This is a genomic window from Gordonia westfalica (genome assembly GCF_900105725.1).
Lineage (GTDB): Bacteria > Actinomycetota > Actinomycetes > Mycobacteriales > Mycobacteriaceae > Gordonia > Gordonia westfalica.
Genome location: NZ_FNLM01000034.1, coordinates 273554 through 298709 on the forward strand (window position 1 = coordinate 273554; position 25156 = coordinate 298709).

Genomic DNA, 25156 nt, shown 5'->3' on the forward strand with positions numbered 1-25156 from the left:
AACCCTCCGGTGCGGCGACGCTCTCCGACGCGGAGCCGTCACTGCTGTCGTCACTGCTACACCAGTGGTTTCGCCGCCAATCCGCCGGACGGGCGGGGGACCTGCTCTAGTCCGGGCTGCGGAGCAGGTGCATCCGGCTGGTCATCCGGAAGGCGTCCGGCCGGTGTGACGCCGCATCGAGGAACTCCCGCATTGCATGCGGTGAAACGAAGGTGACGCGGACGTCGGACTCGACGAGTATGTCGATGAAGTTGATGAAGCGTTGCTGCGCTTCGGGATTGGTGCGATCGTCCCGGCGGTGTCGAAGACGTCGAAGTTCCGCCTGATCAGTTGCTGCTGGTGATCACGACGCGGTGTACTCGCCGGTGCAGTCATCGTAGGAAGTGGCGTTCCCGGCGACATTGGAGACGCTGGCGACGACGGTGATCCGCCCCTTTCCGACGACCTGGACCGGCGGAGTGATCTCGGTTCGACCGGCGCTGATCTGCGCTTCGGTCCTCGAGTCGTACCCACCACCGGACAACCCGGTGTCCAGGTTTGCCCACGTGACGGCGGCGGCCTGGGTGTACGGCGAGACCGTGACGGATTGGGTTCGGAAGACGTACTTCGTCTTGCCCTCCCCGGCGGAAGCGACGCTCACCTCGACGGACTCCGTCCGCGTGGGGCCACCGGGCTGCGCGAAGGTGAAGTCGCACAGCTTGGCCTCCCCGGCCGGCGGCGTGTCCGGAAAGAGGGAGCCGAAGTCGAGGTCCGGGAGAAGTGGAATCGACGGCGGCGCCGCGCTCGCGAACACGGGCAGCGTGGCTGCCGCGAGTACTCCCGCGGCCGTCATTGCGATTCTGCTGGTCAGCTTCGATGTCATCAGATTCCCCAACCCGACTCGACGTTCGATCTGTCCGCAGACTACGCCGCACTCGGCCGAAGATTCTTCACAATAGGAAACTTTCGCCGTGGGGCTCTGAAATGCCGGTTCCATGAGGATGGCTGAGCCGCCGATGTCCTCAAACGCGGCTACACATCACGCTTTTCGATAGCGGGTCAGAAGTCGAAACCTCCACCGAAATCGCCGAAGCCGCCGCTGTCTCCACCGAAACCGCCGTCACCGCCGAAGCCACCATCTCCACCGGAGTCGCCCCCGCCGAAGTCGTCCGCACCGCCACCGGCGTCGCCTCCGTCGATGGCGCCCATGTCCGAGCCGTCACCGACGCCGCTCTCGAAAGCGTTTGCGTCGTAGGGCACACCGGCCATGCCGGAGAACATCGCGGAGAACAGGAACATCGACCCGACGCCCCAGGCGCCCGCCACGAGAGCCGGCCGCCACCAGGGCTCCGAATACCAACCGGCCGGGACCGGACGACCGGCGACGCGGCCACCCGGGTAGTAGTTCGGCGTCCGATCAGACGGGTTGGGTGACGCCTCGACCTGGCGTCCTTCGAAGTCGACCTTTCGATCCTCGGTGACGCGGCCCGCGCTGCGCTGACCGTCGAGTTCCGGGATGGCGGGACCGGGATCGAGGTTCATCGCGGTACGCGCCGCACGGATGTAGTAGAGGCCTTCGATGGCGGTCTGCTTGGCGAGACGTGCCTGCGCCGGTGAGTTCGCCTGCTCTATCTGCGAGCCGGCAGCGGTGTACCGCTCCCCCGCGTCGGCGAGTGCCTGCTTTGACGCCGGACCGTCGCCGACCAGCATGAAGACCTGACCACCGAGCCGTTCGATGGCCTGGCGAGCGTCGGCTTTCGCATCCTCGAGGGTGCGGGCCGCGTTCGCCCCGGAGCGCTGCTGTGCGACCACCACCACCCCGACCACAACCAGGACGATGACGGCGATCAGGATCAGTGCTTCCATGGTTCTCTCCAGGCTCGTGCGTGTCCGACGGACTCGTCAGGCCGGAGCGTTCGCGAGGCTGCGGTCCCGGCCGACAAATCGGGCACCTTCGAGCGTACCGATCGTCGAGAGCTCCGGAGCTGTGCCGGGCGTGTCTACCGGCACCGATCGGTGGTCATCGACCGTGCGTGACGTCGACGACCACCCGGACATCGTCGGCAACCTTCAACGCGCCCATCATGAGCGAATAGGGCTTGATCCCGAAGTCGCTCTGGGTGACTGTCGTCTCGGTCGTGATCTGCCGGCCGGCTGAGTTCTCGACGACCTGGAAGTCCAACGTCTGGGGATGTGTCCGGCCGTGGATGGTCAGTGTTCCGGCCGCTCGGAGTCCATTCGACGTCGGCGTGAATGTGTCTGACTCGTAAGTGATGTCGGGGTGTTTGTCGGCTCGCATGGACTTGAGTGCGTTCATGCGGGCGAGGGACTTCTCGGCTCCGGTCATCGGGGTGAGTCCGCCCTCCCCGGTTTCCACATGCATGGAGTCGACCGAGATCGTTGCCGCGATGCGCGTCGGCACCGAATCGTGAAGGGTCACCGTCGCCGTCCACGCGCGCATCGAGATCGTCAGCCGATGGCCGGTGCGTGCTGCGGGTCCGGTGACCCCGGTGTGCACGACGACCGAGCCGTCGGATTCGCTGAACTCCCAGACCGATTCCGCCACGGCCGTAGTGTAGGCCCTCGGAGTAGGTGGTCGGGCTCGTCGGTGCACCGACGGCGGATGGCGAGGTGATGCACATGGGTACTGGACAACGGATTCTGCTCGAAGTCGACGACGCGGGAGTCGCAACGGTCACGCTCAACCGGGCGGAGAAGCACAACGCCCTGGATACCGCGATGTTCGACGCGTTGCTCGATGTCACCAGTGAACTGGCGGCGGATCGTCGGGTGCGGGCAGTCGTCGTGCACGGCGCGGGAAAGAGCTTCTGTTCCGGACTCGACATCTCGTCTCTCGGTGGGAACGGCACGCCGATTCGTTGCTGGAGCGTGACGACGCCGATCGCGGGAATCATGCGCAGCGAGTGTCGCTCGATTGGCGGCGCGTGCCGGCGCCGGTGATCACCGTGATCCACGGCAACTGCTTCGGAGGTGGACTGCAGATCGCTCTCGGCGCCGACATCCGCTACGCGACCCCCGACGCCCGACTGTCCATCATGGAAGTGAAATGGGGCCTGGTTCCCGACATGGGGATCACGCAGACGCTTCCGGGCCTTCTCGCGGCCGATGTGGCGAAGGAGCTCACCTTCACGGGCCGCATCCTCTCCGGCACCGAAGCCCACGATCTCGGGCTGGTCACCGGCACCGCCGATGACCCGCTCTCACGCGCGTTGGACCTCGCCCACGAGATCGCCGCGAAGTCGCCCCACGCGGTGCGCGCGGCGAAACAGCTCTACGACGAGACCTGGAGCGGCGCCGATCCGGCGGGTGCGCTGTTGCTCGAGAGCAAGCTGCAGGTCGAGCTGATCGGCTCACCGAACCAACTCGAGGCCGTGCACGCCGGGATGGAGCGTCGCGAACCGCGGTTCACCGACCCGGACTGAGCGTGAGCTGCACGCTGGGCGGCTGGGCGCGCGGGCGTTGCGGTCATCCCGCGCTCGTCGCCGAGGGAGGTGCAGACCCGCCGGTGCTCTGACCGCTCATCAGCCGCACGACTGCAGCGCGATCGGCTTCCGACGGGAGACCCATACCCGGCGAGTACCCGTACACGTCGCCAAGCGGTCTGGAGTCCTGCCTGCCATCGACTATCTCCACCGAATCGGTCGTGATGAGTCCGGGGTGCTCCACGCCGCAGGCCTGCGACACCTTGACGAGGTCACGGCGTAGCGTCGTGATGTAGTTCGCGGCTCGAGAGGCCTTCTCGTCGGGTACCAATCCTCTTGTGAGCCAGCCCTTCTGCGTCGCGACACCGGTCGGGCACGTGTCCGTATGGCATTTCTGGGCCTGGATGCAGCCGACAGACAACATCGCCTCACGTGCGACGTTGACCATGTCGCACCCCAGGGCGAACGCGAGGACCGCGTTGTCGGGCAGACCGAGCTTGCCGCTTCCGATGAACGTGATCTGCTCGTGCAGGTTCCGCTCGGCGAAGATCCGATAGATCCTGGTGAAGCCGAGAAGGAACGGGAGCGATACCGAATCGGAGAACAGCAACGGCGCCGCGCCCGTGCCTCCCTCCCCTCCGTCGATGGAGATGAAGTCCACGCCCCGACCCGTATTCGTCATCAGGTCGGCGATCTGATGCCACGAGTGGAGGTCTCCGACCGCGGATTTGATGCCGACCGGCAGTCCCGTCTCGGCAGCCAGCAGTTCTACCCAGTCGAGCATGCTGTCTGCGTCGGAGAACTCGGCATGACGTGACGGGCTCACGCAATCTTGTCCCGGCGGGACTCCACGCGTCGCTGCTATCTCCGCAGACACCTTCGGGCCGGGCAGGAAGCCTCCCAGACACGGCTTGGCTCCCTGGCTGAGTTTGATCTCGAGGGCGCGTACCGGGGCTTCGGCGACCACATCCTTCAAACGGGCGAGATCGAATCGTCCCTGGGCGTCGCGGCAGCCGAAGTAGGCGGTGCCGATCTGGAAGACGAGATCACCACCGTGGCGGTGATAGGGCGAGATCCCGCCCTCGCCGGTGTTGTGGAGCGCGCCGGTCAGGGCGGCGCCGCGATTGAGTGCCTCGATTGCGTTCCCGGACAATGCTCCGAAGCTCATTCCGGAAATGTTGACGACCGACTCCGGACGAAACGCGGCCGGTCGCCCACGCGCCTCACCCATGACTTTCGCGGAGGGCAGCACCACCTCGTGTCCGGCCTCGGGCGTCGACGCAGGGGCAGACGCAGGATTGAACGTCCGATGTTTGATGACCGGGTATCCGTTTGTGAATTCGACGTCGTTGTCGGTGCCGAACCCGAAGTAGTTGTTCTCTTTCTTGGACGAGGCGTAGATCCACCGCCGCTGGTCGCGGGTGAACGGACGCTCTTCGTCGTTGGCGGCGACGATGTACTGTCGCAACTCGGGTCCGAGCGCTTCGATCCAGTACCGCGCATGCCCGACCAGGGGATAGTTCCGCAACAGCGAATGTTCGCGCTGGAACAGATCACGAACGACGACCGCTGCCACCGTGGTGGCGGCACCGACAGCAGCAGACCTCTTGCGTCTCATGAATCAAGTGTTCACCTCCTGATCGGGCACCGCCATGAATCGCTCGGGTCGACTCCTCGTTCAAGGGGTTCGGGTGACGAGGGGGAGTCGTCCGCGCTCCGGAATAGGCGGTCTGGTCATCGGCCCGGCGATAAACTGGTCGATGCGTCTGGAATCCGCACCGGCGCCCTTCCTGGGAGGAGGCACCCCATGCCGAACTTTCCCGCACTCACCCACGTGGCCATCACCGTGAGTGATCTGCCTGCGAGTACCGCCTGGTACGGGAAGTTGTTCGACGCCGAACCGGTCCTGGACGAGGACGAGGAGTCCGGCGATTTCCACCACACGGTCTTCGCGTTGGACGGCGGAACGCTCTTCGGACTCCACACTCACGCGTCGGGCGACCCGGCGCCGGGCGGGTTCAGCGAGACGAACGTCGGCCTGGACCACATCGCGTTCGCCTGCACGCAGTCCGAACTCGAGGACTGGGTCTCACGTTTGGACAAGGCTGGAATCGCGCACAGCGGTATCAAACACGCGCACTACGGATCAGGGATATCCTTCCGCGATCCGGACAACATCGCCCTGGAGTTCTTCGCCCCGCCGGCCGGATGAGGACGAGTCAGCTCTCGCCGGGCCCGACGTCGAGATGAGCGAGTGCGGCCCGCGCGCTCTCGAGCTCCCGCGTCAGTTCCTCGATCTTCTTCTGTGCAGCCTCACGCGCCGACTCGATCACCTCGTCGACCGCGGTGATGGCAGCGTCGTCGCCGAGTTCATGCATTGCGCGCGCCACGCGGTCCGCGGTCACCTCGGACGGCTTTCCCTTCTTGCTGCCGTGCGCCACCGACACCGTCCACGTGCTCTCCCCCGCTGAAGTGATGGTCACGCTCACCGCGGCAGTCGCACCCTTGGGGCGCCGTGCAGCTTTCGCCGGAGCCGGCTTCGGTGCGGCCGGGCGAGACTGTACCGGCTCGGGACGCGCGGCCGGCGGAGATGCCGGTTTCGGTTCCGCCGCAGCTGGTTTCGGGGTCGGTACAGGGCGGGCGGCAGCAGGCGCCGCCTTGGCCGGTCGCTGGGTCGCTTTCACGGGCGACGCTGACGCCGCCCGGGTCCTCTGCAGTTCGTCGGCCTCGAACGGCAACTGATCGTCGACGCCCTTCGGGCTGACCGTCACCGTGGTGCCGTCGATGGACACGACACGCGCCGACGCACCCGACTCGAGTCCGAGCGACGGCATCGGGTCACGAAGGTAGACGGTGACGCGCTTGCCCGCGGCGAGTGCTGCGGACAGAGATTCCAGGTCACCGGCGGTCAATCCGGTCCTCTTCTGCGAGCTCACGCCGTCCATGTTCGCACACGCGTGCGACTATCAGGCGCCGGGTGGGTGTGTCGATACGAGCACAGATTGCCGGTCGAGTCCGCGATTACGATGACGACGTGTTCTTCCTCTTCGGATACGGCCCCAAACAGCAGCATCTCGGCGCGGGACAGACCCGGACATGTCCTCGCTGTCACAACACCACCCAGTGGGCCAGGATGCGGGAGTTCAAGCAGTTCACCGTGTTCTTCATCCCGATTGCGCGGTGGGGCCGACGGGAGTTCGAGGCCTGCGGCATCTGCGGCGCGGCGGTCGCGGTCTGAGCGGCGAAAGCCGGACGCGGCGAACACTGGTTACGCTCGAAGAGTGGCTGCCACCGACTCCCCCGCGCGCACATCCGACGCGATCACCGGCTTCGAGAGCACTTTCGCCGATGAACTGACGCCTCTCACCGTCGAGTGGCGGGGTGCCGATGTGCCAGATCCCCGGCTCCTCGTCGTGAACGAGAAGCTCGCCGCGTCGCTGGGTTTGGACGTCGAAGCCCTGCGCTCCGACGATGGAATTGCGATCCTGGGCGGCGCGGCGGTGCCCGCAGACGGCAGAGCGGTGGCGACGGCGTATTCAGGACATCAGTTCGGCGGGTACGCGGCACTGCTCGGAGACGGACGCGCCCTCCTGCTCGGCGAACTCATCGACGCCGAGGGGCATCGCGTCGATCTTCAGTTGAAAGGCTCTGGACCGACGCCGTTCTCGCGGGGTGGGGATGGCTTCGCGGTGGTCGGACCGATGCTCCGCGAGTACCTCGTCAGCGAAGCCATGTACGCACTCGGTGTGCCGACCACCCGGTCACTGTCCGTGGTGGCGACCGGTCGTGGAATCCATCGCAACGGCGTCGAACCCGGAGCGGTCCTCGCGCGGGTCGCGGCGAGCCACCTGCGGGTCGGCACCTTCGAGTTCGCCGCCCGCAACGGCGATGTCCTGCAACCCCTCGCCGACTATGCGATCGCGCGGCACTACCCCGAACTCGCCGAACTGCCACCGACCGGCGGCGGAAACCGATATGCGAAGTTCCTGGAAGGTGTGGTCGAACGGCAGGCCGCGCTCGTCGCCCGGTGGATGCTGGTCGGGTTCGTGCACGGTGTCATGAACACCGACAACACCACCATCTCCGGCGAGACCATCGACTACGGTCCATGCGCATTCATCGACGCCTTCGACCCCGCGGCGGTGTTCAGCTCGATCGATCAGGGCGGGCGCTATGCCTTCGGCAACCAACCAGCGGTCCTGAAATGGAACCTCGCGCGGTTCGCCGAAACGCTCCTCAGGTTGATCAGTCCGGCACCGGACGATGCGATCGCCATCGCGACGGCGACGCTGTCCACCTTCGACGCTGTATACGAGCAGCACCTCAATGAAGGTCTCTCGGCCAAGCTCGGGCTGGCCGACACGTTTGTCGACCACGAATTGATCGACGACCTTCTCGCGCTGATGGCGGAACATCGCGCCGACTGGACCGGAACGTTCCGTGCGCTGGCCGACGAACTGCGCGGACGACCGGCTCCTCTCGACATACTGCTGCCGCGAGACGCGTCGGATCCGTGGGTCGCGCGATGGCGCGAAGCCCTCGCCCGACATGGCCGCGACGACGCATCCACCGCCGACGCGATGGACTTCGTCAACCCGCTCTACATCCCCCGCAACCACCTGGTCGACGACGCGCTCCGAGCCGCGCACGAGGGAGACCTCGGGCCGTTCGAAGAGTTGCTCGACGTCGTGACTCACCCGTTCGAACGTCGCGTCGACCGGGTCAAGTACACGGCCCCGGCTTCAGAGGAGTTCAACTCGTCGTTCCAGACGTTCTGCGGGACCTGAGTGCCGCCCGGGAGTGTTCCGCGGAACACTCCCGGAGATAGCGCCGAACAGTGTGCACGCGTGCAACCACTGCGCGACCATGGACCTCATGCTGACGCTCACAACTGATCAGAGCGATGCCGTCGAATCGCCGGCGACGGTGAATTCGACCGCGGTCGCGGGCTCGATCGCGACGATTTCGAGTGCGGCCGTGGCCGGGTCGGTCGGCACCGTCGCGAGTGCCGCGGTCTCCGGTTCGGCTGGGACTGTCTCCAGTGCGGGCATCAGTTCATCTGCTGCGACGGTCGCGAGCGCGATCGTCGCAGGGTCGGCGGTGACGGTTGCCAGTGCCGTCGTTGCCGGAAGCATCGGCACCGCACTCAGTTTCGGAATCGCCGGCAGCGTCGGGGTCGTGGCCGGGCTGCTCTGCCGCCGGTGCATCGGATGCGTCGGCTGCATCCGATGCACGGACTGCATCGGATGCGTGGGATGCATCAACTGTTCGGGGCTTCGCGGTGCGGTCGGTCTCCGCGACGTCCATGCGTGAGCCCGCCCGTTGAATTCAGGTAGCGCTGTACTCACGTCCCGGCGTGTCCTCGGGCGAACCATCGGAGCATGGACACACTCACACGCCTCAAGGAAGCCAACGCTGCGATCCGGACTCGGGATCCGACACCGCGGCGGCGCGCGGTAACACCGACTCGATGCACGTCACCAACGTCGTCCCGCAGATGCAGCCGTTCAACGGCGGTATCTGGCTGGACCTCGAGGACTACGCGCTGCAGAACGCACGCCGCGACGACATGAAGATCTCGGTGTTCACCGGCCCGTTCCTCACCGACGCCGATCCGACGATGTTCGGTGTCCGGATCCCGGTCGAGTTCTGGAAGGTCATCGCCTTCATCCACGACGAGACCGGTCAGCTCTGCGCCACCGGCTACACGATGTCCCAGCGGGACTTCCTTCACGCCGAGGAGTTCGTCTTCGGCGCGCACAAGACCGCGCAACGTTCGATCCGATCGATCGAGCAACGGACTGGCCTCTCCTTAGGACCGCTGCCGCGCTAGATCCGTTCGAGGAGCCCGAGGGCATCGTTCCGCTCCTCACCAGCGTGGCCGACATCCGGTTCGTCCGCCATCGGTGACCGTCGGACCCGCGGCGTACAAAGGAGCCGTGAGCCGACGACATGCCCGGGGCCGGCGGTGAACCGACCCGGCCTCGATGAATCAGGAGCATCGCTGATCGCCGAACGCGTTCGAACCGCGGCGCTCATCGAATCGTTGTCCGCGCGTCTGGCCGCCGTCATCGAAGCGACCGCGGACGCCGCCTCCGATGACGAGCATGATCCCGAGGGGACCACGCTCGCCGTCGAACGAGGACAGCTGGTCGCCCAGATCGACCGGTCGCGGGTCCGCCTGGAGGAGATCGACGCCGCGCTCGAACGCCTGGGTCGCGGAGCGTACGGACGCTGCGAAACCTGCGGCGAACCGATCGACCCCGAACGACTCGAGGTGTTGCCGGCCGCGCGGCAGTGCGTGAGATGTGCCGCGCGCAATCCGACACGTCGCTGGTGAGCCGGTATCGGGGCCGGATCCGTCGACGAGTGTTCATGCCGAATTCCGCAGAAGACGCATACATCGTGGTCGCACGCGAGTAGACCGGAACCCGGGCCACCTCCCGTCGGCGCGAAAGGTATGAGCATGAAGGCCATTCAGGTAGTCAAGCCAGGTAACCCCCCAGAGCTGCGCGAGGTCGACAAACCCACGCCCGGTCCCGGACAGGTCCTCCTCAAGGTGAGCGCGGCAGGCGCATGCCATTCCGACGACTTCGTGCTCAACCTTCCCGAAGAAGGATTCCCTTATCCCCTGCCGATGACACTCGGGCACGAAGGTGCCGGTGTGGTCGCCGAAGTCGGTACCGGCGTCACGGGCATCTCCGAGGGAACGTCGGTCGCGGTGTACGGGGCCTGGGGCTGCGGCGTCTGCCACTTCTGTTCGAGGGGTTTCGAGAACTACTGCAGCCGCGCGGCCGAGCTCGGCATCGCACCACCCGGCCTCGGCAACGAAGGCGCGATGGCCGAGTACATGATCGTCGACAGTCCGCGGCATCTCGTGCCCCTCGGTGATCTCGATCCGACGGCCGCCGTGCCGCTCACCGACGCCGGCCTCACCCCGTATCACGCGATCAAGCCGTCTCTGCCGAAACTCGTGGGCGGAACCACCGCCGTGGTCATTGGCGCCGGTGGCCTCGGTCACGTCGGAATCCAGCTCCTTCGTCATCTGACCCCGTCCCGAGTGATCGCCCTCGACGTGAGCGAAGAGAAGTTGGCCTTCGCGCGCGAGGTCGGGGTTCACGAGGTGGTGCTCAGTGACGCCGACGCCGTCGCCAACGTCCGCAAGATCACCGGCGCCGAGGGCGCGACCGCCGTCTTCGACTTCGTCGGGCTGCAGCCCACCCTCGATGCCGCGATGGGAATGGCCGGCACGATGGGAGACGTCGTGATCGTCGGTATCGGTGACGGAGTCGCGGCGGCGAAGGTCGGCTTCTTCACCCAGCCTTTCGAGGTGTCGGTTCGCGCGCCGTACTGGGGTGCTCGCGACGAACTCATCGAGGTGCTGGATCTGGCCCGTGACGGTGTCCTCGAGGTGGCGGTCGAGAAGTTCTCGCTCGACGACGGCGTCGAGGCCTACCGACGGCTGGCAGCCAATGATCTCCGCGGCCGGGCCGTCGTGGTGCCTGACTGATCACTCCGCAGATCCGCGGCGAGGCCGTCACCTGGAGTTTTCGGTCTCGATATGGCAGGCGGGTTTCGTCGTTCTTTGGGCGTGAACGCTAACCTACGGTACCGTAACTTACGTGGATGTCGAGCTCGCCCAGTCTGAAGCCGTATACGCGCACTACCTCGATCACCAGCAGGACCGTGTTCGCGCGAAGTTGATGTACGGGGTGCTCGCCGCCAGGATCCGACCCGTCGTGCGGTTCACGGCCCGCGATCATCTGGTTCGTGCGGTGCGCAGCGGCAGGCCGTTGCTGATCGCCGCCAACCATGTCTCTGAGCGCGATCCGCTGGTGCTCGCGGCTGCGGGATTCCGCTCGCCCATCCGGTCCCGCATCGGTCACATGCGCGTGCTGGCGAAGGACGAGCTCTTCGAGGAGGCCGGCCAGCGACGAAAGATCGACACACTGGGCGGCATTCCGGTCTTCCGCCAGAAGGACCATGGCGTCCGGGCGGCCGCCGAGGCCGGTCGGCAGATGTTCGGAGTGTGCGTCGAGCGAATGGTCCGCGGCGACAGCATCGCGGTGTTCCCCGAGGGGACCTGCAACGAGGGTGATGTCACCCGGTTGCAGAAGCTGGGTACCGGCATCGGTCACATCGCCTACCGGGCGCTGAAGGCCGGGGTCGACGTCTCGCTGGTGTCCGCGGGGATCGCCTACCCGCACCGAGATGATCGTGCACGCCCGATGGTGACGTTCGGAGATCCGGTCGACCTGACCCGGTTCAAGGACGAGACGCCGGCGGCGCTGACCCGAATGATCCAGGGTGATCTGCAGGGTGCGGTCGACGAGGTGTGTCGGGTAGCTGCCTGACCCTCGAGATCAGTCTGTCGCCGAGGGCGGCAAGTTCTCCCAGGCCCAGGCGGTGAGAGCGGTGAGCGACGGCATCAGTGCGTGCCCCGATTCGGTGAGTCGATACGACACCGACACCGGCGGCCCGGGATCCACGAGACGTTCCACCAGATTGGCCTCGGCGAGTTCCGAAAGTCGATTGGACAGCATCGAGTCGCTGATTCCGCCGATGGCGCAACGCAATTCGGCGAATCCTGCCGGCCCGTTCATCAGTGTTGCGATCAGGATGCCGTTCCAGCGTTTGCCCAAGAAGCCGAACGCACGACGCAACGCGTCGTCGCATGTTCGCGGCTCGTGGCCGCTCGCGGAAATCTCGGACATCGCACACATCCTAGTCGCCCACTGGCGCTCCGATGACGATCGTACTACCGTGTGACTAGCCGCTTCTAAATTACTAGCCACTCCTGAGGAGTCCCCGGATGTCTCTCTTCCGCCTCGATACCAGCATCTTTCCCTCCACATCTGCGAGCCGCGCCCTCGGCGACCTCGTCGAACTCGAATGGACCAGCGCTCATCCCGACTCGACGGTGACACGCCGGGATCTGTCGACCGACCCCGTTCCGGTGACCGCCTGGCGTGACGCCGTGATCGCGGGAACGGTGCCTCCGGCCGACCGCGACGCGGCACAACGCGAAGCGGGCGACCTGGCGGCCGCGCTCGCCGGCGAACTCATCGACGCCGACGCGCTGCTACTCACCGTCCCGCTCTACAACTTCGGTGTGTCGCAACACTTCAAGGGCTGGTACGACCTGGTGGCCACGGACCCGCGGATCGGGATCGACCCCGCCGACCTCCGCGGGAAGCCCGCGGTCCTCGTCACCACGCAGGGCGGCAACTACGATCCGGGAACCCCGAAGGAAGGTTGGGACCACTCGACGCCCTGGCTTCGGCGCGTTCTCTCCGACGTCTGGGGTCTCGATCTCCGGATCGTGAAACGTCAGTTCACGCTCGTCGGTGTGAATCCTGCGCTCGATGCCTTCGCCGACGCCGCGGCCGAGCTCAAGGTCGAGGCCGAGGCGAATGCCCGGGCCGTCGGCCGTGAGCTCGCGCGGTCACGCGAGGTCGCTTCCGCCGGCTAGTTCCGTCGCGGTCAGCCGTCGGTGTGCGTGGACTCCTCGACGGCGTACCGGCGTTCGACACCGGCGGTGCGACGGCCCCACTCGCTCGCGGCCAGTCGCTGCCGGTGGAGTTCGTATGCCGACGCGTCGACGAACACCTCGTCGACGTCGAAGACATATGGATCCTCGGTGCGACTCACCTCGAAGGACACGCAACCGGGCTCCTTGCGAGTCAGCTCTGCGTGAAGCGGTAGAGCCTCGAGCACGGTCGCGAGTTCCTCCGGCGTCCGGCACACGAGTTGGCCACGGACCCGCATCGATGTCTGCATCGGTTCCCCTCGTCGACGACACACGACCCTCGCCACGCTACCTCGCACTTCCCGGCCGGTCGCGGCGGAGAAGTTTGGTCCGCGCATCGCGCGGCTACACCGGGGTATGAGCAACGACGAGCAGACCATCGACCCGGCCGGCCGGGACGTCGATGTCCGGGACGACCCGGAGCATGCGGACCCCGACGATCCACGCAAGCCGGAGTCCCCGACGGATCTGACCAAACCGTCGTTGATGTTCGTGTTGCGCAAGACGGCTCGCGAGTTCTCACGCGATCAGTGCACCGACCTCGCCGCCGCGCTGACCTACTACTCGGTGTTGTCGCTGTTTCCCGCCCTGCTCGCCATGGTCTCCCTCCTCGGTGTCTTCGGGCAGGGTGAGAAGACGGTCGACGCCGTGCTGACGATGGTCGAGGACCTCGGTCCGTCGGATGCGGTCGACACCCTGCGTGCACCCGTGGAGCAGCTGGTGGCCGCGCCGAGTGCCGGTCTCGCTCTCGTGATCGGTCTCGCGGGTGCGCTGTGGTCGGCGTCGGGCTATGTTGGCGCCTTCGGTCGTGCCATGAACCGCATGTACGAGGTCGACGAGGGTCGGCCGATCTGGAAGCTGCGGCCCGCCATGCTGCTGGTGACGCTCGTGGCCTTGATCCTGGCCGCGGCGGTGGCGCTGATGCTCGCAGTCAGCGGACCGGTCGCACGGTCCATCGGTGACGCCATCGGTCTGGGCAATACCGCTCTGACGGTGTGGAACATCGTCCGATGGCCGGTGGTGCTGGTGTTCGTTGTGGTGATCGTCGCCGTCTTGTATTGGGCGACACCGAATGTGAAGCAACCCAAGTTCCGCTGGATCAGCGCGGGCGCGGTGCTCGCGATCGTCACGTGGATCGTGGCGTCGGTGGCGTTCGCGCTCTACGTGTCGAACTTCGGCAGCTACAACAAGACCTACGGGGCGCTGGCGGGCGTCATCGTTTTCCTCTTGTGGCTGTGGCTCACCAATCTCGCACTGCTCTTCGGCGCCGAGTTCGACGCCGAACTCGAGCGTGGCCGACAGCTCCAGGCGGGCATGGCCGCCGAGGAGCGCCTACAGCTCCCGCCTCGCGACACCACCGTCTCGGACAAGAACGAGAAGATCGACCAGGAGTACGTCGAAAAGGGACGTGCCCTGCGGAACTCTCGCGGCGGATGATCATGTGTATGACGTTGTGCGCGGATTCCGGGCACAACGTCATACGCGCCATGATGCAGTGTCAGGCGAACACCGCGACGGTCTGCGACGCCTGGATGACTGGTCTGGATGCGCTGTCCCAGAGCGTCATCGACTGGTGGGAGTAGCCGTCGCGGGTGAAGGTGCTCGCCGACTCCAGCAGCAGCCACTCCGACGGATCCGGTAGCTCGTCGGTGCACAGATGCAATGTCCAACTCATGGTGCTGACCGGCGCCCACTCGGTGAACGCCGCGGTTGTCGCCGGCGGCAGGGCATCGGCGAGGGCGACGAGCGCGGTTGCCCGATCGACGCCCTCGGCGCCACGGTGGCGCACCCAGGCGCGGAACCGCGGCGGCCCGTCGTTCGACATCGGACTCGCCCCACCGGCTTTCCGGATGTCGAAGTTGTCCACGAACGCCGGTCGCATCGCGGACGGTTCGGCGAAGTCCGGGCATTCATCCGGTCCCGGTAAGGCCGGGGTCTCGACGAGATCGTGCTCGATCGTGCTGGTGCGAGGCCGGGCGAAGATCAGTGCCGCATGCGCGGCCACCTGTCCCCCGCTGACGGTCTCGACGGCGACGCTGCTCGCCGACCTGCCCTCACGCAATCGGCGTGCCTTGATCGTCGCGGTGTCGACGACGGGTGCGCTGAGCAGGAACTGGGCCGACTTCAACGGCGGTAGCTCGTCTCCGGCGGTAAGCCGGGCCGCGTGGACGGACAGCGCCGCGGTCAGACCGCCGTAGGCGGTACGACCTTGGGTCCACTCGGTGGGCACGACGAAATCGTGATCGAAACCGGAGATGAGTTCGGCGAGTGTGGGCATCGTTCCTCTATGACGGTCGGTATAGCGCGTCGAACGTTACGCTATGCCGACCGCCATAACCAACCGGACTCGGTGGTCGCCGAGCTTCGTCAGGCGTCGAATGCGTTTTGCCCCTCAACTGCTGACGACAGCAGATCATCCTTGGCCAGCGCGACTCCCGAGTTGCTCGCGTCGATCCACTCATCGGTGGTGGCAACCGCGGCGAAGTTGGAGTTGAGAATGGCCAGGAGGGTCGTGTGGACCTGTTCGGCGGAGGCCTTTCCGGCTGCGTTCGCGATGTGGATGGCGCCGGTGGCATCCGAGATGACCTCGGCGGCGATGCCCCACTCCTCGGCTCCCGCGGCGGAGACCAGGTCGCAGTTGTTCGTCATGTAGCCGGCGAGGGTCACCGTGTCCACGTCCTGCTCCCGCAGCCACTCCGCCACGTCGGTGCCGGCGAATACGCTGCCGAACTGCTTGCGCACCCGCTTCCAGGCTGGCGTCGCCCGTGCGGCGACCTCGGGGTGGAGCTCCCACGACAACGAGCCTTCGGCGAACGCGGGCGCGCCGGCCGGGTAGGTGTGCTGGACCGCCACCACCGGGATGCCCTGTTCCTCTGCGTGATCGATGAGCCGAACGATGTTCTGCACGCTCACATCTCGCGGTGGGTACTGAATCGCCAGCGGTCCGTCGAAGTACTGGTTCTGGACGTCGACGAGGATCAGTGCGCGGCGGATCGTGGTCATGGTCGGTTCTCCTCCATCGGTCGTCGGCCGTGGGGTCCCGGCCGTCCTTCCTCACTATGCGACGTATGGGAGTAGCGTCGGCAGTGGCACAGATGCCTACTTTCGATGGGATTGAGCCAATGCGAATCGCTGTGTACGCCTTCCAAGGCATCTCGATGTTCCATCTCGCCGCACCTCAGATGGTGTTCGGGGAGACCGCGAGAGTAGAGCCGACGGCGTCGTGGACAACCGTTCTGTGGAGCGCGACCGGCGGCGACGTGGGTGTCGGCGAGGGCCACCGGATCAGTGGTCTCGCGGGACCCGAGGCGGCCGCCGACGCGGACATGATCGTCGTGCCGTCGTGGCCGGAGGATCTCCCGCCGCTCGATGGGCCACTTCGTCGAATCCTCACCGACGGTCACGAGCGCGGCGCGATCATCGTGGGCCTTTGCCTCGGTGCCATCCCGGTTGCCGACGCCGGCCTGCTCTCCGGGCGTTCGGCGGTGACACACTGGGCGGCGATGGACGCTCTGCGCAAGCGGCACAACGACATCCCGCTCGATTCGCTGGTGCTCTACGTCGACCACGGCGATGTCTTGACGTCAGCGGGAACGGCGTCGGCCATCGACGCGTGTCTGCACCTTGTTCGCGAGCGGTTGGGTGCCGACGTGGCCAACGACGTCGCACGCAGGCTGGTCGTCGCGCCGCACCGGGACGGCGGTCAGGCGCAATACACCCGACAACCCGTCCCGGAGACGGCATCGGGCAACCCGATCAGCGAACTCATGGGATGGGCCGTCCAGCATCTCGACGAACCGCTCACCGTCGCACGTCTCGCCTCCCGAGCCTCGATGAGTACCCGGGGTTTCGTGCGCAACTTCAAACTGGTGACCGGGACGACCCCCGCCCAGTGGGTCCTCCAGCAACGCCTCGATCGTGCGCGCGTTCTCCTCGAGACCACCGACCTCGGGATGGACGGCATCGCGCAGCGGTGCGGGTTCGGCAGCAGCGTCACGATGCGACAGAACTTCGCCGCAGCGTTCGCGACGTCGCCGACCAGCTATCGGCGACAGTTCCGGGTTTCCGCGTGACGGTCACGCGTAACGTCACCCCCCGTTCGAATGTGTCACCGCTCAATCGATTCCGTCTCGCCGGCGGCCCGGCTCGCAGCCGCGTCGCGTGCCACCGCCTTGCTCAGAAGTTGGCCACCGTTGGTGAGTACAGCTCGTCGCCACGGCAGCGCGCCCTCGATCTCGATCTGGATGGACATCGACAACACGGTCCGGATCACCACGATGATGCCGAGGATCAGTGCGTCCTCGATGGAGGGCTTCGAGGTGATCGTTCGGATGAGGTCCGCGGCGACGAGGATTTCGAGACCGAGCAGGATGGCCGAACCCAAAGTGGTCCGAAGAACCGAGAAGGCCTCGCTTCCGCCCTCCTTGCGCGACAGCGATCGCGCGCCGAGGACGATGGCGATGATGAACCCGATGATCATCGCCAACGCGCCGAGTGCTTCGAATGCGACTGCCACCGCGGTGAAGATGTCCTCGAAATCCATGTGCGTCAGCCTATCGGCGCCGAAGACGTTTCAGCCGTTGTCGAGGATTGCGCTTCGCTCGGGCGCGTCGTCGTCGGCCTTGTCGCGCATTGCCTGATCAGCCGGGTTGATCGAGATACGATCCGTCAATGCTGTCACGTGGGCGAGGTCGATGACCCCCGCATTGATCGCCATCGTGGTGATCGTCGGGTGGTCGCTGGTCGCGGGCCGGTTGTCCCGGCTCCAGATCTCGGGTGCGTTCCTGATGGTGGTCGCCGGCATCGTGATCGGCCTGACCACCAACAACTCGATCGGCAACGCCCTCGACACCGACGTGGCCGAGCCGGTCGTCGAATTGATCCTCGCCCTACTGTTGTTCGTCGACGCCATCGAGGTACGGGGCGGCTATTTCGCCGGTGAACGCCGAACGTCGTTCCGCCTGCTTCTCGTCGCGATGCCGCTGTCGGTGGCGGCGGCCACCCTGCTCGGTCTGGCCCTGCTTCCGTCGATGTCGGTCGGCGTGGCACTGCTCATCGCGTGCGTCGTGATCCCGATGGACCTGACGCCCGCAACGTCGCTGGTACGCGATCACCGCTTCCCCACTCGGGTACGACACCTGTTGAACATCGAGAGTGGCTACAACGACGGAATCATCGCGCCGATCTTCATCTTCGCCCTCACGCTCGCAGGCGACCACAAGCACGCCGCATCGCCCGCCGAAGCGCTCGAGATGGCCGTACCCTCGGCGCTGTGGGCCGCACTGGCCGGCAGTGTGATCGGCCTGATCACGGCTCGACTGACCAACTTGTCCGTGCTTCGCGGACTCGCGACGGAACAGTCAGTCAGGATCAGTCTCGTCCTCATCCCGATCCTGGCGTACGGATGTTCGGTGCAGCTCGGCGGCAACGGATTCGTAGCCGCCTTCGTCTGCGGTATCGCCTACAAGGCGACCCGGAAGAACGGGCCCGGTGATGAGGAGTTGCGGCTCGCCGATGATGTCAGTGCTCTCGCCGCGCTCACGATGTGGTTCGTGTTCGGGTGCGCCGCGGTGCTGGTGTTCGAACTCGGATTCGTCTGGCAGATCGTCGTTCTGGGGCTGGCGGCGCTGACCGTTCTACGCATCGTGCCGGTGTACCTCGCGCTGATGCGCACCGACATCGGTCCGCGCGATCGGCTGCTGCTCGGCGTTCTCGGCCCGCGTGGCACCGCGTCGATCGTGTTCGGTCTCCTCGCCTTCAACGAACTCGACGGCATGGTCGCCGACGAGACGCTGTACGCAATGACGGTGACGGTGTTGGCCAGCGTGGTGCTGCACGGCTTCGGCGTGAGCCTCATCGCGCGGCGTCTCGACCGGCGAGACCGTGTGCAGGAGTTAGAGTCCGACTGATTCTTTCGCTTGCACGGCTTGTGGCGCCTACGGGTCGCGTGTGCTCGGCGAACTCTGCGACAACGCGCCCGGCTGCATCATCGCTGCTCGCGACATGTTCGGCGCTTCTACGGCGGAACGGGCCGGGACCGCGCCGGCGATCGGCGGGTCGCATGACCAGATTCTCGCTGTCCCACAGCGGACTTCGGGGCCGCGCGAGATGCGTAGAGTTCTTGGCCAAGCGACCCCCACACCATTTCGTCCTGAGGAATATCGATGACACAGACGTCCCGTTCGATCCCGCTCAGCGCCTTCGGGCCCGACGCTCGCAGCGTCGACACCGAGGTGCTCGACTCGCACATCCACCACATCGAGCACGGAGACGGGGATCCCATCGTCTTCCTGCACGGCAGCCCCACGAGCTCGTACCTCTGGCGGCATGTGTTCACCCGCCTGACCGGTCGTGGGCGCCTGATCGTTCCGGACCTCATCGGATTCGGCGACTCCGGGCGACCCGACATCGCCTACGAACTCGACGACCACATCCGGTACCTGGACGCCTGGTTCGACGCCCTGGAACTCGACAACGTCACCCTCGTGGTCCAGGACTACGGTGCCGCATTCGGAGTCTCCTGGGCCGCACGGCATTCCGATCGCGTGAAGGCAGTGCTCCTGGCCGAGCCGGTCATCCGCGACATCGCGTCGGCGGACCTGCCCGAACCGTTCGTGCAGGCGCAGCAACTGATCCGCACGCCCGGCGACGGCGAGAAGTTCGTCGTCGAGGACAACCTGTTCCTCACCCAGGTCCTGCCCGGCGCCTTCCTCACCCCGCCGGCTCAGGAAGACCTCGACGTCTACCTCGCGCCCTTCCCCACGGCCGAGTCGCGCGGCCACCTCATCAAGTTCCCGCGCAATCTGCCCATCGACGGCAACCCGGCCTCGAGCGTCGACTTCCTCGAGCGGAGCGTCGACTGGCTGAAGACCAGCAACGACGTCCCGAAGCTCCTCCTCACCTTCGAACCCGGCTTCCTGCTGACCCCCGAGATCCTCGCGTGGGCCACCGAGAACATCGCGGCCCTCGAGGTCCGAGCCGCCGGCGCGGGCGTCCACTTCGTCCAGGAAGAGCAGCCTCAGGCCATCGCCGACGGCGTCCTCGACCTGCTGGCGCGTGCCGAGGGAGCGAAATGAGCATCGCCGATTCCATTCGGGTGGCCGACGCGGTACGCCCCGGATCCCCTGAACTCGATGCGCTTCTCGAACGCATCGCGGCCGGCAGCTTCGAGCGCGAACGCACCGACACCGCTCCCCACGAGCAGGTCGCGTGGCTCAAAGAGGCACGGGTCGGCGCATACCGGCTCCCGATCTCCGAGGGCGGAGCCGGTGCGACGATCCGCGAGTTGTTCGACCTCGTCATCAGGCTGAGCAAGGCCGATTCCAACCTGGGCCATCTGCTGCGCGCCCATTTCGGAACGGTCGAGGACATCCTGTTGTGGCCGGAGTCGCCCCGGCGTCGCCTGTGGCTGGAGCGGGTCGCCGCCGGCGAACTGATCGGCAACGGCAACAACGAACTCGGCAGCAAGCACGCCGGCGACTTCGCGAAGTCGACGACGTTCACTCCGGATGGTGACGGCTACCGCCTCGACGGCGTGAAGTACTACTCCACCGGAACCCTGTACTCCGAACACACCTTCGTCACCGGCGTGACCCCGACGGTGTTCCGGTCCAGGCGTTGCTGCCGCTCAGCCGTGTGGGCATCACGGTCGAAGACGATTGGGATGGCTTCGGCCAGTCGTTGACCGGAACGGGGACCACCCGTTTCGTGGGTGTTCGCGTCGAGTCCGACGAGGTCACCCTCCCGCCCGAGGATCTCAGCACGATCCCCCGGTGGCATCTCGGCCCGTTCTATCAGCACTACCTCAACGCGGTGGTCGCCGGTAACGCACTCGCTGTCGCCGATGACGCCGTCGCACTGATCCGTGGTCGTCGGCGAAGCTTCACCCACGGCTCGGCTGATCTGCCCCGCGAGGACCCGGTCCTGCTCGAGGTGGTCGGCGAGATCCACTCCCTGGCCTACGCCACGGAATCACTGGTGCTCGACGCCGCTGATGTGCTCGCGCGGATTCCCGCAACGGCAGTCGACGGCGTCACCGACGACACCGTCGACCACCAGGCCGCCCTCCGCGCATCTCAAGTGCAGGTCGTCGTCGACGATCTGGCGTTGCGTGCGGCCACCCTGCTGTTCGACGTCGGTGGGGCGTCGGCGGTCAAGAGGTCGGCGAACCTCGATCGGCACTGGCGAAACATCCGAACGGTGGCTTCACACAACCCGACTCGGTTCAAGAATCGTGCCATCGGTGAGCTCGTCGTCAACGACGTGACCCTCCCCGACAACACCTACTTCTGACCGACACCCGCACGAACACACTCACGACAAGGAACACCGCGTCAGCCATGGCCGATCGTCGCCAGATGAATCTCAACCTGTTCATCCTCTCGTCAGGACATCATGAGGCGGCCTGGCGCCACCCCGAGTCGACGCCCGAGCGCATGTTCGAACCCGACTTCTACCTGGGACTGGCTCGGGCAGCAGAGGCGGCGGCGCTCGACGCGGTGTTCCTTGCCGACATACCGAAGCTCGATGTCAACATCGAATTCAACGCGGCCGGACGACTCGACCCGCTGCTGACGCTGGCGACCATCGCGGGCGGAACCGAACGCATCGGTCTCATCGCGACGGCGTCGACCACTTATTCCTACCCGTGGCAGCTCGCGCGAGCGCTGTCGACGCTCGACCACCTGTCCCGTGGCCGCGCCGCGTGGAACATCGTCACCACCGACTCCCCCGACGCGGCAAGGAATTTCGGTCTGAACGGCAATCCCGACGCCGCGCTGCGATATGAGCGTGCCGAAGCCTTCATCGAGGCGGTCGAAGCCCTGTGGGATTCCTGGGACGACGACGCCGTCGTGCTCGACCGGGCCGGCGGCCGCTACGTCGACCCGACCCGTATCCATCACCCGAACATCGCCGGTCCCCATGCAAAGGTCGCGAGCGCGCTCACCACGCCGCGTCCCCCGCAAGGTCATCCGGTTCTGGTGCAGGCGGGCTCGTCCGACCACGGCCGCGTGTTCGCCGCACGGCATGCCGAGGCGATCTTCACCGCTCAGCAGCGCATCGAAGATGCGCAGGCCTTCTATCGGGACGTGAAGAGCAGAGCCTTCGATCTGGGGCGGAACCCCGCCCACATCAAGATCCTCCCGGGCCTCAGTCCGTTCATCGGTGGTACCGAGGAAGAGGCCCGACGACTCGAGCGTGAGTTCAACGACCTGACGATCCCGGCCTTCGGTCTGATGCAGCTCAAGGACTTCGCCTACGTCGACCTCGACGATCTGGACCTCGACGCTCCGGTGCCCATCGAGGCATTCGGCGACGCCGGCGACGTCACGAACAACAAGAAGTCACGGACGCAGGTGTACGCCGACATCGTCCGTCGGGAGAAGCCGACCCTCAGGCAGTTGCTGCACAAGCTCGCCGGTGCCCGCGGTCACCGTGTCGTCGCCGGGACTCCGGAGCAGATCGCGGACACGATGACGGACTGGTTCGACAACCACGCGGCCGACGGCTTCAACGTCATGCCGCCATACCTGCCGGGCGGATTCGACGTGTTCGCCGAGACCGTGGTCCCGATCCTGCGTCGCCGCGGCCTGTTCCGCGAGGGCTACGAGGGCACGACGCTACGCGAGCACCTGGGCCTGCCGCGCCCGGGCAAACCGTAGGTTCTCGTCGGCGACATCGCCTTTGAACAGGCGACGATCGGCGTAGTAGCTCATCGACATCACCCACGGGGCGTGCGGTCCCTGTTTCGGCAGGGTGTCGAGAGCGCGCTGGACGTAGCCGGCGCCGAAGTCGAGCAGCGGCCGGGTGGGCATGTCCGGGTCGGCGACCGGCCACACCGCGTCGTGACCATGAGAGTCCATGTACCCGAGCAACTTACAGAAGTACTGGCACAGCAACCCGATCTTCAGCGTCCAGGATGCGTTGGTGTACCCGATGGCCAGCGCGAAGTTCGGCACACCGGACAGCATGATCCCGCGGTAGACGACGGTGTCCGGTAGCGAGACCGGGTTGCCGTCGACCGTGAGGTCGATGCCACCGATGATCTTGATGTTGAGTCCTGTTGCGGTGACGATGATGTCGGCCTCGAGTTCGACCCCACTCTCCAGCAGGATGCCGGTCTCGGTGAACGACGCGATCCGGTCGGTGACGATCGACGCCTTGCCCGACCGGATGGTGCGGAAGAGATCAGCGTCGGGCACCACGCACAGGCGCTGATCCCACGGGTCGTAGGGCGGGTTGAAGTGGACGTCGACCGGAAAGTCCTCCGGGAGTTGAGACTTGTTGATCTTCCGGATCATTCGCCGGGCCACCTGGGGGAACCGCTGACACAGTTCGAACAGGATTCGCTGCTGCGCGACGTTCTTCTGCCGAGTAAGCGCATATCCCCGCTCGTTGCCGAAGATCTTCTTCAGCGAGTTGGCAATTGCGTCTTCACGCGGCAACGGGATGACGTAGGTCGGCGTGCGCTGCAGCATCGTCACATGCACGGCCTCCTCGGCCATCGCGGGCAGTAGCGTCACGGCCGTGGCGCCGCTTCCGATCACCACGACCCGCTTTCCGGCGTAGTCGAGATCCTCCGGCCAGTGCTGCGGGTGCACGATCTGACCGCGGAAGCGATCCTCGCCGGCGAAGTCGGGACTGAATCCCTCGTCGTAGTCGTAATAGCCCGAACCGCAGAAGATCCATCGCGCGCTGATCTGTGCCCGCTCGCCGCTGTCGGTGCGCTCGAGGTCGACGAGCCACCGTGCGTCGTCCGAGGACCAGGCGGCGGCCACGACTTTGTGGTGGTACCGGATGTTGCCGGTGAGGTCGTTCTCCTCGATCGTCTCGTGGAGGTAGTCGAGAATCCGCGGGGCGTCGGCGATCGCCTGCTTGTCCGTCCACGGCTTGAACTCGTAGCCGAAGGTGTGCAGGTCCGAGTCCGAGCGGATGCCCGGATAACGGAAGAGGTCCCAGGTGCCGCCGGCGGCTGCACGAGCCTCGACGATGGTGAACGTCTTCGACGGATGCTCGGTCCGCAGGTAGCGGGCGGCCCCGATGCCCGAGATCCCGGCTCCGATGATGAGGACGTCGACGCGGTCTACTGCGGTCACTGTTCACTCCTGGCTGTCCGACGCGGTGCTGTCTCCAGGATGCCAGCTACGGCAAACCCACCCCTTTTCGGCAAACGCACCACCTCGCAGGGTGGAGATTCTGCCGAAAAGTGGTGGGTTTGCGCCACAGCGCGGAGTGCTACTGCTGCCCGTGCCAGACGGCGTCGAACGGGGCGGTCGAGCTGATGCGCCCGACGATCCCGCGGTGGGTGTACTCCTTGGCCGTGCGCACCGCGTCGAGGACGTCGGCACCCTTGGTCAGTTCGGCGGTGGTCGCGGCGGCGAAGACGCATCCCGCGCCCGACACCCGCTCGTCGCCGACCTTGGGGCGCGGAGGATGGTGATGTCCGCGCCGTCGAAGACGACGTCGACGGCCTCGTCACCGGCGAGTCCCACCCCGCCTTTGACGATCACGTACTTCGGCCCGAGATCGGCGATACGACGAGCCGCTTCGGCGAGGTCGTCAATGCTGGTCAACTCGTCCATCCCGGCCAGAGTCGCGGCCTCGAAAAGGTTCGGCGTCACGACGGTGGCCAGCGGCAGGATCTCCGCGCGCAGGGCATTGTCGGTGTCGAGCGCCGCACCGGGCTCCTGTCCCTTGCAGATCAGGACGGGGTCGACGACGACGTGCCGCCATGAACGCGATGCCAGGGCCTCGGCGACTGTCGATATCGTCGCGGGCGTACCCAGCATGCCGATCTTCACGACGTCGGGTTCGTGCGCGACGGTCGCGGCCTCGATCTGGTCGGCGATCACGCCGGCCTCGATCGGGACAAAACGGTGACCCCAGCCGGCCTTCGGATCGAAGGACACGATGCAGGTGATGGTCCCGACGCCGTAGGTGCCGAGCTGGGCGAAAGTGCGCAGGTCGGCCTGGATTCCCGCGCCACCGGTCGCCTCGGAACCGGCGATCACATACGACACCACTGACATTGCTCGATCCTTTCGGGGGTTCTGGATGAACCGGGTCTTTTCTACACCCTCGTGCCCAGCCGACTTCGAGCGAGGCATCGGTCCTGAACTCGACGTTTGATCGCGCGCATCCGAGTCGCATCTCGCGGGGGCGAACCGGGAGTTCGCGGGAAATCCGCGAAAACCAGGACACGGGC

Annotated in this window: 28 protein-coding genes and 2 pseudogenes; 16 read left to right on the forward strand and 14 right to left on the reverse strand. The window is 66.1% G+C overall.

Translation table 11 applies throughout. The features are described 5' to 3' along the window. Nucleotides 1–343: 343 nt before the first annotated feature. From BLU62_RS06605 to BLU62_RS06615, 3 genes are all read right to left on the reverse strand, one after another. A complete protein-coding gene (locus tag BLU62_RS06605) occupies nucleotides 344–862 on the reverse strand; it encodes a hypothetical protein (protein ID WP_139180021.1) in 519 nt (172 codons plus the stop codon). A 176-nt stretch (nucleotides 863–1038) separates the two neighbouring features. After that, on the reverse strand, nucleotides 1039–1845 hold the full coding sequence (locus BLU62_RS06610) for a hypothetical protein (RefSeq protein WP_074848808.1): 807 nt from the start codon (nucleotides 1843–1845) through the stop codon (nucleotides 1039–1041). Between the two features lie 154 nt (nucleotides 1846–1999). Beyond that, on the reverse strand, nucleotides 2000–2545 hold the full coding sequence (locus BLU62_RS06615) for a YceI family protein (protein ID WP_074848809.1): 546 nt from the start codon (nucleotides 2543–2545) through the stop codon (nucleotides 2000–2002). Nucleotides 2546–2619: 74 nt separating this feature from the next. On the opposite strand from BLU62_RS06615, the pseudogene BLU62_RS06620 reads away from it, so the two are divergent. Then, nucleotides 2620–3422, forward strand: a pseudogene (locus BLU62_RS06620) (crotonase/enoyl-CoA hydratase family protein). A gap of 43 nt (nucleotides 3423–3465) precedes the next feature. On the opposite strand, the gene BLU62_RS06625 reads toward BLU62_RS06620, so the two are convergent. Then, nucleotides 3466–5040 carry an FMN-binding glutamate synthase family protein gene (locus BLU62_RS06625; RefSeq protein ID WP_074848810.1) on the reverse strand — a complete coding sequence of 525 codons (1575 nt, stop codon included), beginning with the start codon at nucleotides 5038–5040 and terminating at the stop codon, nucleotides 3466–3468. A gap of 189 nt (nucleotides 5041–5229) precedes the next feature. Here BLU62_RS06625 and BLU62_RS06630 point away from each other — a divergent pair, with 189 nt between their 5' ends. After that, on the forward strand, nucleotides 5230–5634 hold the full coding sequence (locus BLU62_RS06630; protein ID WP_074848811.1) for a VOC family protein: 405 nt from the start codon (nucleotides 5230–5232) through the stop codon (nucleotides 5632–5634). A gap of 7 nt (nucleotides 5635–5641) precedes the next feature. On the opposite strand, the gene BLU62_RS06635 is transcribed toward BLU62_RS06630, so the two are convergent. Continuing rightward, complete coding sequence (locus BLU62_RS06635) at nucleotides 5642–6367, reverse strand: DUF6319 family protein (RefSeq protein ID WP_074848812.1); 726 nt, start codon at nucleotides 6365–6367, stop codon at nucleotides 5642–5644. A gap of 89 nt (nucleotides 6368–6456) precedes the next feature. Between BLU62_RS06635 and BLU62_RS06640 the strand changes: the two genes are divergently transcribed. Continuing rightward, nucleotides 6457–6660, forward strand: coding sequence for a zinc-ribbon domain-containing protein (locus BLU62_RS06640; protein ID WP_074852730.1), 204 nt, complete (start codon nucleotides 6457–6459; stop codon nucleotides 6658–6660). A 43-nt stretch (nucleotides 6661–6703) separates the two neighbouring features. Beyond that, entirely contained in the window at nucleotides 6704–8209 is a 1506-nt protein-coding gene (locus BLU62_RS06645) for a protein adenylyltransferase SelO (RefSeq protein WP_074848813.1), read from the forward strand. A gap of 108 nt (nucleotides 8210–8317) precedes the next feature. On the opposite strand, the gene BLU62_RS34540 is transcribed toward BLU62_RS06645, so the two are convergent. Continuing rightward, on the reverse strand, nucleotides 8318–8665 hold the full coding sequence (locus BLU62_RS34540) for a hypothetical protein (RefSeq protein ID WP_159441549.1): 348 nt from the start codon (nucleotides 8663–8665) through the stop codon (nucleotides 8318–8320). Nucleotides 8666–8778: 113 nt separating this feature from the next. Between BLU62_RS34540 and BLU62_RS06655 the strand changes: the two genes are divergently transcribed. The 4 genes from BLU62_RS06655 (at nucleotide 8779) to BLU62_RS06670 (ending at nucleotide 11776) form a co-directional block, all read left to right on the forward strand. Then, nucleotides 8779–9255 (forward strand): DNA/RNA non-specific endonuclease, encoded by a 477-nt coding sequence (locus BLU62_RS06655; RefSeq protein WP_280141518.1) that lies wholly within the window; start codon nucleotides 8779–8781, stop codon nucleotides 9253–9255. A 135-nt stretch (nucleotides 9256–9390) separates the two neighbouring features. Beyond that, nucleotides 9391–9762: a TraR/DksA family transcriptional regulator gene (locus BLU62_RS06660; protein WP_074848815.1), complete on the forward strand. Its 372-nt coding sequence runs from the start codon at nucleotides 9391–9393 to the stop codon at nucleotides 9760–9762. A gap of 126 nt (nucleotides 9763–9888) precedes the next feature. Further along, nucleotides 9889–10932 carry an NAD(P)-dependent alcohol dehydrogenase gene (locus BLU62_RS06665; protein WP_074852732.1) on the forward strand — a complete coding sequence of 348 codons (1044 nt, stop codon included), beginning with the start codon at nucleotides 9889–9891 and terminating at the stop codon, nucleotides 10930–10932. Between the two features lie 112 nt (nucleotides 10933–11044). Next, nucleotides 11045–11776, forward strand: coding sequence for a lysophospholipid acyltransferase family protein (locus tag BLU62_RS06670; protein WP_074848816.1), 732 nt, complete (start codon nucleotides 11045–11047; stop codon nucleotides 11774–11776). A gap of 9 nt (nucleotides 11777–11785) precedes the next feature. On the opposite strand, the gene BLU62_RS06675 is transcribed toward BLU62_RS06670, so the two are convergent. Continuing rightward, a complete protein-coding gene (locus tag BLU62_RS06675; RefSeq protein ID WP_074852733.1) occupies nucleotides 11786–12136 on the reverse strand; it encodes a winged helix-turn-helix transcriptional regulator in 351 nt (116 codons plus the stop codon). 98 nt (nucleotides 12137–12234) lie between these two features. On the opposite strand from BLU62_RS06675, the gene BLU62_RS06680 reads away from it, so the two are divergent. Next, entirely contained in the window at nucleotides 12235–12894 is a 660-nt protein-coding gene (locus tag BLU62_RS06680) for an FMN-dependent NADH-azoreductase (RefSeq protein ID WP_074848817.1), read from the forward strand. A gap of 11 nt (nucleotides 12895–12905) precedes the next feature. Here the strand turns inward: BLU62_RS06680 and BLU62_RS06685 are convergent, their stop codons facing one another. Next, on the reverse strand, nucleotides 12906–13202 hold the full coding sequence (locus BLU62_RS06685) for a putative quinol monooxygenase (RefSeq protein ID WP_074848818.1): 297 nt from the start codon (nucleotides 13200–13202) through the stop codon (nucleotides 12906–12908). Nucleotides 13203–13308: 106 nt separating this feature from the next. Between BLU62_RS06685 and BLU62_RS06690 the strand changes: the two genes are divergently transcribed. Then, the gene (locus tag BLU62_RS06690) at nucleotides 13309–14388 is read left to right on the forward strand and encodes a YihY/virulence factor BrkB family protein (RefSeq protein WP_074848819.1); all 1080 of its coding nucleotides are present in this window, start codon (nucleotides 13309–13311) and stop codon (nucleotides 14386–14388) included. Nucleotides 14389–14449: 61 nt separating this feature from the next. Here BLU62_RS06690 and BLU62_RS06695 read toward each other — a convergent pair whose 3' ends face one another. Next, a complete protein-coding gene (locus BLU62_RS06695) occupies nucleotides 14450–15229 on the reverse strand; it encodes a thioesterase family protein (protein ID WP_074848820.1) in 780 nt (259 codons plus the stop codon). Nucleotides 15230–15318: 89 nt separating this feature from the next. Next, the gene (locus tag BLU62_RS06700; RefSeq protein ID WP_074848821.1) at nucleotides 15319–15954 is read right to left on the reverse strand and encodes an isochorismatase family protein; all 636 of its coding nucleotides are present in this window, start codon (nucleotides 15952–15954) and stop codon (nucleotides 15319–15321) included. 119 nt (nucleotides 15955–16073) lie between these two features. On the opposite strand from BLU62_RS06700, the gene BLU62_RS06705 reads away from it, so the two are divergent. After that, complete coding sequence (locus tag BLU62_RS06705) at nucleotides 16074–17024, forward strand: GlxA family transcriptional regulator (protein ID WP_074848822.1); 951 nt, start codon at nucleotides 16074–16076, stop codon at nucleotides 17022–17024. A gap of 35 nt (nucleotides 17025–17059) precedes the next feature. On the opposite strand, the gene BLU62_RS06710 is transcribed toward BLU62_RS06705, so the two are convergent. Then, complete coding sequence (locus BLU62_RS06710) at nucleotides 17060–17494, reverse strand: DUF1622 domain-containing protein (RefSeq protein WP_074848823.1); 435 nt, start codon at nucleotides 17492–17494, stop codon at nucleotides 17060–17062. A gap of 30 nt (nucleotides 17495–17524) precedes the next feature. Beyond that, nucleotides 17525–17668, reverse strand: coding sequence for a hypothetical protein (locus BLU62_RS32870; protein ID WP_159441550.1), 144 nt, complete (start codon nucleotides 17666–17668; stop codon nucleotides 17525–17527). Here BLU62_RS32870 and BLU62_RS06715 point away from each other — a divergent pair. The 5 genes from BLU62_RS06715 to BLU62_RS06730 all read left to right on the forward strand — a co-directional run bounded on the left by BLU62_RS06715 (nucleotide 17646) and on the right by BLU62_RS06730 (nucleotide 22613). Beyond that, nucleotides 17646–18860 (forward strand): cation:proton antiporter, encoded by a 1215-nt coding sequence (locus tag BLU62_RS06715; protein WP_074848824.1) that lies wholly within the window; start codon nucleotides 17646–17648, stop codon nucleotides 18858–18860. The two genes, BLU62_RS32870 and BLU62_RS06715, sit on opposite strands and share 23 nt — an antisense overlap. Before the next feature lie 255 nt (nucleotides 18861–19115). Then, nucleotides 19116–20027: a haloalkane dehalogenase gene (locus BLU62_RS06720; RefSeq protein ID WP_074848825.1), complete on the forward strand. Its 912-nt coding sequence runs from the start codon at nucleotides 19116–19118 to the stop codon at nucleotides 20025–20027. Next, nucleotides 20024–20635, forward strand: a complete 612-nt coding sequence (locus tag BLU62_RS33770; RefSeq protein WP_244278089.1) for an acyl-CoA dehydrogenase family protein — start codon at nucleotides 20024–20026, stop codon at nucleotides 20633–20635. The genes BLU62_RS06720 and BLU62_RS33770 overlap by 4 nt, the downstream gene beginning before the upstream one ends. Nucleotides 20636–20658: 23 nt before the next feature. Further along, nucleotides 20659–21243: an acyl-CoA dehydrogenase family protein gene (locus tag BLU62_RS33775; protein ID WP_244278090.1), complete on the forward strand. Its 585-nt coding sequence runs from the start codon at nucleotides 20659–20661 to the stop codon at nucleotides 21241–21243. A gap of 47 nt (nucleotides 21244–21290) precedes the next feature. Then, nucleotides 21291–22613 (forward strand): LLM class flavin-dependent oxidoreductase, encoded by a 1323-nt coding sequence (locus BLU62_RS06730; protein ID WP_074848826.1) that lies wholly within the window; start codon nucleotides 21291–21293, stop codon nucleotides 22611–22613. Here BLU62_RS06730 and BLU62_RS06735 read toward each other — a convergent pair. Both BLU62_RS06735 and BLU62_RS06740 read right to left on the reverse strand, forming a co-directional pair. Next, entirely contained in the window at nucleotides 22572–24047 is a 1476-nt protein-coding gene (locus BLU62_RS06735) for a flavin-containing monooxygenase (protein ID WP_074848827.1), read from the reverse strand. The genes BLU62_RS06730 and BLU62_RS06735 overlap by 42 nt on opposite strands. A 139-nt stretch (nucleotides 24048–24186) precedes the next feature. After that, nucleotides 24187–24980, reverse strand: a pseudogene (locus tag BLU62_RS06740) (hydroxymethylpyrimidine/phosphomethylpyrimidine kinase). Between the last annotated feature and the right edge of the window lie 176 nt (nucleotides 24981–25156).

Excerpts from the sequence above, each read along its gene's own strand:
- BLU62_RS06675 (WP_074852733.1), bottom strand. The coding sequence starts at position 12,136 with ATGTCCGAGATTTCCGCGAGCGGCCACGAGCCGCGAACATGCGACGAC.
- BLU62_RS06705 (WP_074848822.1), top strand. The coding sequence starts at position 16,074 with ATGCGAATCGCTGTGTACGCCTTCCAAGGCATCTCGATGTTCCATCTC.
- BLU62_RS06610 (WP_074848808.1), bottom strand. The coding sequence starts at position 1,845 with ATGGAAGCACTGATCCTGATCGCCGTCATCGTCCTGGTTGTGGTCGGG.
- BLU62_RS06625 (WP_074848810.1), bottom strand. The coding sequence starts at position 5,040 with ATGAGACGCAAGAGGTCTGCTGCTGTCGGTGCCGCCACCACGGTGGCA.
- BLU62_RS06665 (WP_074852732.1), top strand. The coding sequence starts at position 9,889 with ATGAAGGCCATTCAGGTAGTCAAGCCAGGTAACCCCCCAGAGCTGCGC.
- BLU62_RS32870 (WP_159441550.1), bottom strand. The coding sequence starts at position 17,668 with ATGGCGATCAATGCGGGGGTCATCGACCTCGCCCACGTGACAGCATTG.
- BLU62_RS06635 (WP_074848812.1), bottom strand. The coding sequence starts at position 6,367 with ATGGACGGCGTGAGCTCGCAGAAGAGGACCGGATTGACCGCCGGTGAC.
- BLU62_RS06730 (WP_074848826.1), top strand. The coding sequence starts at position 21,291 with ATGGCCGATCGTCGCCAGATGAATCTCAACCTGTTCATCCTCTCGTCA.
- BLU62_RS06715 (WP_074848824.1), top strand. The coding sequence starts at position 17,646 with ATGACCCCCGCATTGATCGCCATCGTGGTGATCGTCGGGTGGTCGCTG.
- BLU62_RS06605 (WP_139180021.1), bottom strand. The coding sequence starts at position 862 with ATGACATCGAAGCTGACCAGCAGAATCGCAATGACGGCCGCGGGAGTA.
- BLU62_RS34540 (WP_159441549.1), bottom strand. The coding sequence starts at position 8,665 with ATGCAGTCCGTGCATCGGATGCAGCCGACGCATCCGATGCACCGGCGG.
- BLU62_RS06710 (WP_074848823.1), bottom strand. The coding sequence starts at position 17,494 with ATGGATTTCGAGGACATCTTCACCGCGGTGGCAGTCGCATTCGAAGCA.
- BLU62_RS06630 (WP_074848811.1), top strand. The coding sequence starts at position 5,230 with ATGCCGAACTTTCCCGCACTCACCCACGTGGCCATCACCGTGAGTGAT.
- BLU62_RS06690 (WP_074848819.1), top strand. The coding sequence starts at position 13,309 with ATGAGCAACGACGAGCAGACCATCGACCCGGCCGGCCGGGACGTCGAT.
- BLU62_RS06700 (WP_074848821.1), bottom strand. The coding sequence starts at position 15,954 with ATGACCACGATCCGCCGCGCACTGATCCTCGTCGACGTCCAGAACCAG.
- BLU62_RS06695 (WP_074848820.1), bottom strand. The coding sequence starts at position 15,229 with ATGCCCACACTCGCCGAACTCATCTCCGGTTTCGATCACGATTTCGTC.
- BLU62_RS33770 (WP_244278089.1), top strand. The coding sequence starts at position 20,024 with ATGAGCATCGCCGATTCCATTCGGGTGGCCGACGCGGTACGCCCCGGA.
- BLU62_RS06680 (WP_074848817.1), top strand. The coding sequence starts at position 12,235 with ATGTCTCTCTTCCGCCTCGATACCAGCATCTTTCCCTCCACATCTGCG.
- BLU62_RS06720 (WP_074848825.1), top strand. The coding sequence starts at position 19,116 with ATGACACAGACGTCCCGTTCGATCCCGCTCAGCGCCTTCGGGCCCGAC.
- BLU62_RS06685 (WP_074848818.1), bottom strand. The coding sequence starts at position 13,202 with ATGCAGACATCGATGCGGGTCCGTGGCCAACTCGTGTGCCGGACGCCG.